At 71.9% G+C, this 4,148-nt stretch carries 3 protein-coding genes; all 3 read right to left on the bottom strand.

Translation table 11 applies throughout. The features are described from left to right. Window positions 1-69: 69 nt before the first annotated feature. The 3 genes from PROKR_RS07445 to PROKR_RS07435 all read right to left on the bottom strand — a co-directional run bounded on the left by PROKR_RS07445 (window position 70) and on the right by PROKR_RS07435 (window position 3,971). Window positions 70-960, bottom strand: a complete 891-nt coding sequence (locus PROKR_RS07445) for a carbohydrate ABC transporter permease (RefSeq protein WP_245605736.1) — start codon at window positions 958-960, stop codon at window positions 70-72. A gap of 2 nt (window positions 961-962) precedes the next feature. Beyond that, complete coding sequence (locus PROKR_RS07440; RefSeq protein WP_084800301.1) at window positions 963-2,276, bottom strand: ABC transporter substrate-binding protein; 1,314 nt, start codon at window positions 2,274-2,276, stop codon at window positions 963-965. Window positions 2,277-2,348: 72 nt separating this feature from the next. Then, on the bottom strand, window positions 2,349-3,971 hold the full coding sequence (locus PROKR_RS07435; RefSeq protein ID WP_211240057.1) for an FAD-dependent oxidoreductase: 1,623 nt from the start codon (window positions 3,969-3,971) through the stop codon (window positions 2,349-2,351). Between the last annotated feature and the right edge of the window lie 177 nt (window positions 3,972-4,148).

Here is a 4,148-nt window from a genome sequence, read left to right as displayed (position 1 = left end):
CGGGTGTCGCCCGGCGGCACGGCCGGGGCGCTGGGCCCGGGCCGCCCGGGGGCGGGCGCGGGCATGACGTCAGACTTCATGGAAGACCCACCTCTTGCGCGACTGCCACTGCAGCAGCGTCAGTACGAGGACGATGAGGAACAGGAGCACCGCCAGGGCGCTGGCGTAGCCGAACTCGTTGAACCGGAACGCCTGCTGGTACAGGTAGTAGACGAGCACCGTGGTCGAGTTGCCCGGGCCGCCCCCGGTGAGGACGTCGATCTGCGCGAACACCTCGAGCGAGCCGACGATCGTGATGATCGAGACCAGCAGGATGGTGGGGCTGATCAGCGGCAGGGTGATCGAGCGGAACCGGCGCCACGCGCCGGCGCCGTCGAGCCGGGCCGCCTCCTGCAGCTCCTCGGGCACGCCCTGCAGCGCCGCGAGGAACAGGATCATGTTCAGGCCGACGTTCTTGAAGACCTGCACGATGATGACGGCGATCATGGCCGTGGTGGGGTGCCGCAGCCAGTTCGGGCCCTCGGCACCGAGCACCGACAGGAACCCGTTGATACCGCCGTCGGCCTGGAGCAGGAAGCTCCAGACGATGGTCCAGGCGACCAGCGAGACGACGACGGGCGAGAAGAAGAAGGTCCGGAACGTGGTGGTCCCGGGCAGCTTCTGGTTGAGCAGGACGGCGAGCAACAGCGCCAGCGCGATGTTCACCACGACGAGCCCGATCGAGAACCACACGGTCGCCAGGAGTGCGTCGCCCAGGCCCGGGTCGGACGCCATCCGCTGGTAGTTCTCCGCCCCGACGAACGTGAAGGTGTTCGCCAGGACGTTCCACTCGTGCAGGGAGTACCAGACCACCATGCCGAGCGGCAGGACGACGAAGGCGAGGGACCCCAGGACCACCGGGGCGACCATGGTGTACCCGACGAGCCAGTCGCGGCGCACCGCCGCTGACGCTGTTGCCACGATCAGTCCTCCAGCAGCGGCGTGATCGCCGCGCAGGTGTCGGTCAGCACGGCCTCGACGTCGGCGTCCTCGACCCACAGCGCGTCGAGCTCGGCGCGCACGGTCTCGGACAGCTTGGCGAAGTTCTTGTGCGCCGGCTTGGTGACGGCGTCCTCGACGCCCTGGACCACCACGGCCTCGAGCTGCTCGGCCGTCAGCTTGGGGTTGGCGGCCGCGAGGCTGTCCCCGTTGAGCAGCGACTGGCGCGGCGGCGGGAAGTAGGCCGCGAGCTGCTCGGCGTTCTCCGCGTTCGTGAAGTACGCCAGGAAGTCGGCGGCGACGTCCGGGTGCTCGCCCGCGGCGAAGACCCCGACCCCGGCCTGGCCCACGACGTTCTGCTTGCCGGCCGGCCCCTCGGGCAGCGGCACGATGTCCCAGTGGAAGGAGTCGTCGAGGGCCGAGGCCCGGCTGATCTGCGTGATCGTCATGGCGGCGTCACCGGCGAAGAAGTCGGCGGTGGTGCCCGGCGCGGGCATCGCGGCGTCGGTGAACACGGCGTCGTGGAACCAGGTCATGGCGTCGACCATCGCCGGGTCGGTGAACGTGCACTGCGTGCCGTCCGCGCTCCAGGGAGCGGCCTTCCACCCGGACCAGACCGTGGCCAGGTTCTCCCACGACTGGTAGTCGAAGTCGCGCACCACCAAGCCCTGCTTGCCGGACTTCTCGGCCGTGGCGGCGGCGATGTCGCGCGCCGCGTCGAAGGTCCACCCGCCGTCGGCCACCAGGTCGACCGGGTTGGGCTGGCCCGCGGCCTCGATCTGGTCGGTGTTGACGAACATCGCGAACGGGCTGTTGGAGAAGGGATAGGCGTACAGGCCGTCGCCGTCCTCCCACAGCGTCAGCGCGCTCGGCACGAGGTCCTCGAACGCGTAGCCCTCGGTGCCCTCCAGCACCGGGCGCAGGTCCACGAGCGCGCCGCTGGAGACGAACTCCGGGGCGTTGCTCTCGAAGATCCAGGCCAGGTCCGGGGCGTTGCCGCCCGCGAGCTGGGTGGTCAGCGCGGTGGTGTAGTCCTCGAACGGGATGGTCTCGAACTTCACGCTCGAGACCAGCTCCGGGTTCTCGGCCACGTAGGCGTCCGCGATGGACTGGAAGAGGTCGAGCTGCGTCTCGTCCGCCGTCCAGACGGTCATGCGCAGGTCGACCGGTTCGGACGGGGTCTCGGGCTCCCCGACCGGCGCGTCGGTCCCGCCCGCGCACGCGGACAGGGCCAGCGCCGTCCCGAGGACGGCGGCGGTTCCCGCCGTCCTGCGGTTCCGGATGTGGTGTACAGACATCAGTTCTCCTTTGGACTGATCCGGCGACGGGACGTCGCCGGCGTGTGCCGGTGCGGGCGGACGCCGCCCGCGTCAGTAGGGGTGGGCCTCGTCCGGCCAGCGCAGCTCGACGCCGGCGGCGACGAGCTCGGCCTGGTAGTCGGCGAGCTGGTCCGGCTGGGACTGGACGGAGTGCGGGGTGCGGCCGGTCGCGAGGCAGTGCGCGGCCAGGTGGCCGGCGGCCTCGCCCACGTTCCACTCCACCGGGTGCAGCCGGTAGCACCCGTTGGTGATGTGCGTGGTGCCGATGTTCTTGTTGCCCGCCAGCAGGTTGGTGGTGCGGCGCGGCAGCAGGGCGCCCAGCGGGATCTCGAACGGGGTGGACGGCACGTCGATGTACGTGTCGCCGCCCGTCGAGGGGTGCAGGTCGATGCGGTACATGCCCACGCCCACCGAGTCCGCGTACCGGGTGGCACCCTGGTCGCCGCGCACGGCGTAGGACACGTCGTTCTCGGTGATCGTCGTGACCGCCCTGATGCGGCGGGACTCGCGGTGGTAGGCCGCCTGGGCCAGGCCGTCCGCGTTGCCCATGACGTCGGGCCGCAGCCGCAGCCCGGGGAACCCGGTGCCGCCGTCGGGCCGCGGCGCCTCCGTCTGCATCCAGTAGAGCATCGAGAGGCTGAGCTGCCGGGCGTCGGCGATCCGGGCCTCCTCCTCCTCGCGGGAGACGTCGAGCACGTGCCCCAGGAAGTAGTCGATGCTCGGCCAGTTCACCAGGCACAGGTCGCTCTCGTAGAACCCGGGCTCGTGCAGGTCGCGCGCGGCGATACGGCGGAACAGCCAGAGATTGCCGTCTCCGGCGTTCTTGGACTGGTCGGCGTCGACGGCCAGCGGGTCGTCGCCCGGGTTGGGGGTGAACGACCGCTTCTCCAGCGCGAGCGTGCGGGGGTTGGGCGCCGTCCACGACAGGAGCTGCTCGCCGCCCCAGGCGGCGGGCGCGTAGGCGCGCCAGAAGTCGTAGCGCTCGGGCTTGTCGATCGTGTGGTCGCCGTCGGTGTGCTCGACGACGAAGCACACGCTCAGGGCCTGCACGTTGTCCGGCTGGGCCACGTCCGGGGCGCTGGGCTCCCCCGTCTCGTGCCGCGACTCGAACCCGGTGACGTACTCCGTGCCGGTCAGCGGCAGCAGCTCGCCGGTCTCGGTCGCGTCGACCGTGTAGGCCGCGGCGACCGTCACGTCCGCGCCGCCGACCACGGAGCGCAGGGTCACCGAGGTGACCCGGTCGCCGTCCGCCGTGGCAGACACGGGACGCACGCGCTCCAGCAGCCGGATGCGGCCCGCCGAGCGGTACGGGGCCAGCATCTCCTCCAGCACGCCGACCGCGACCCGCGGCTCGTGGCACAGCTTGGACACCCACCCGGCGCCCGGGTTGAGCTCGGCCCAGTCCCGCGCTCCGTCGGTCAGCGGGTAGCGGCGGCGGTAGACGTCGCGGATACCGTCGCGCAGCGCGCGGTAGCGGGCCGTCACGCCGAACCGCTCGACCCAGGGGTGCTCGTCCGGCGGCACGCCCTGCGAGGTCAGCTGCCCGCCGATCCACGGGTGCTCCTCGGTGAGGACGACGCTCGCGCCCCGGTCGGCGGCGGCCAGCGCAGCGGCGATGCCGCCGAGGCCCGCGCCCACCACGAGCACGTCGGTCTGCAGGTCTTGAGGGGTCACGCGTGGTCCGTCCTTAGGTGGGTGTCGGTTCGGGGTCTGGTCGAGGGCAGTCGGGTCACGGGGCGTCCGCCCCGGGCGGCACGCCGGCCGGCGGCGGGGCCACGGTGGCGCCCTCGACGTCGGGGCACACGAGGATCTGGTGCAGCTCGGCCTCGGTCACGGCGGCCGGGCGCCGCG

Origin of the sequence: Promicromonospora kroppenstedtii DSM 19349 (genome assembly GCF_000515355.1) — a bacterium.
GTDB classification, from domain to species: domain Bacteria; phylum Actinomycetota; class Actinomycetes; order Actinomycetales; family Cellulomonadaceae; genus Promicromonospora; species Promicromonospora kroppenstedtii.
This window is presented reverse-complemented; position numbering and strand designations above follow the sequence as displayed.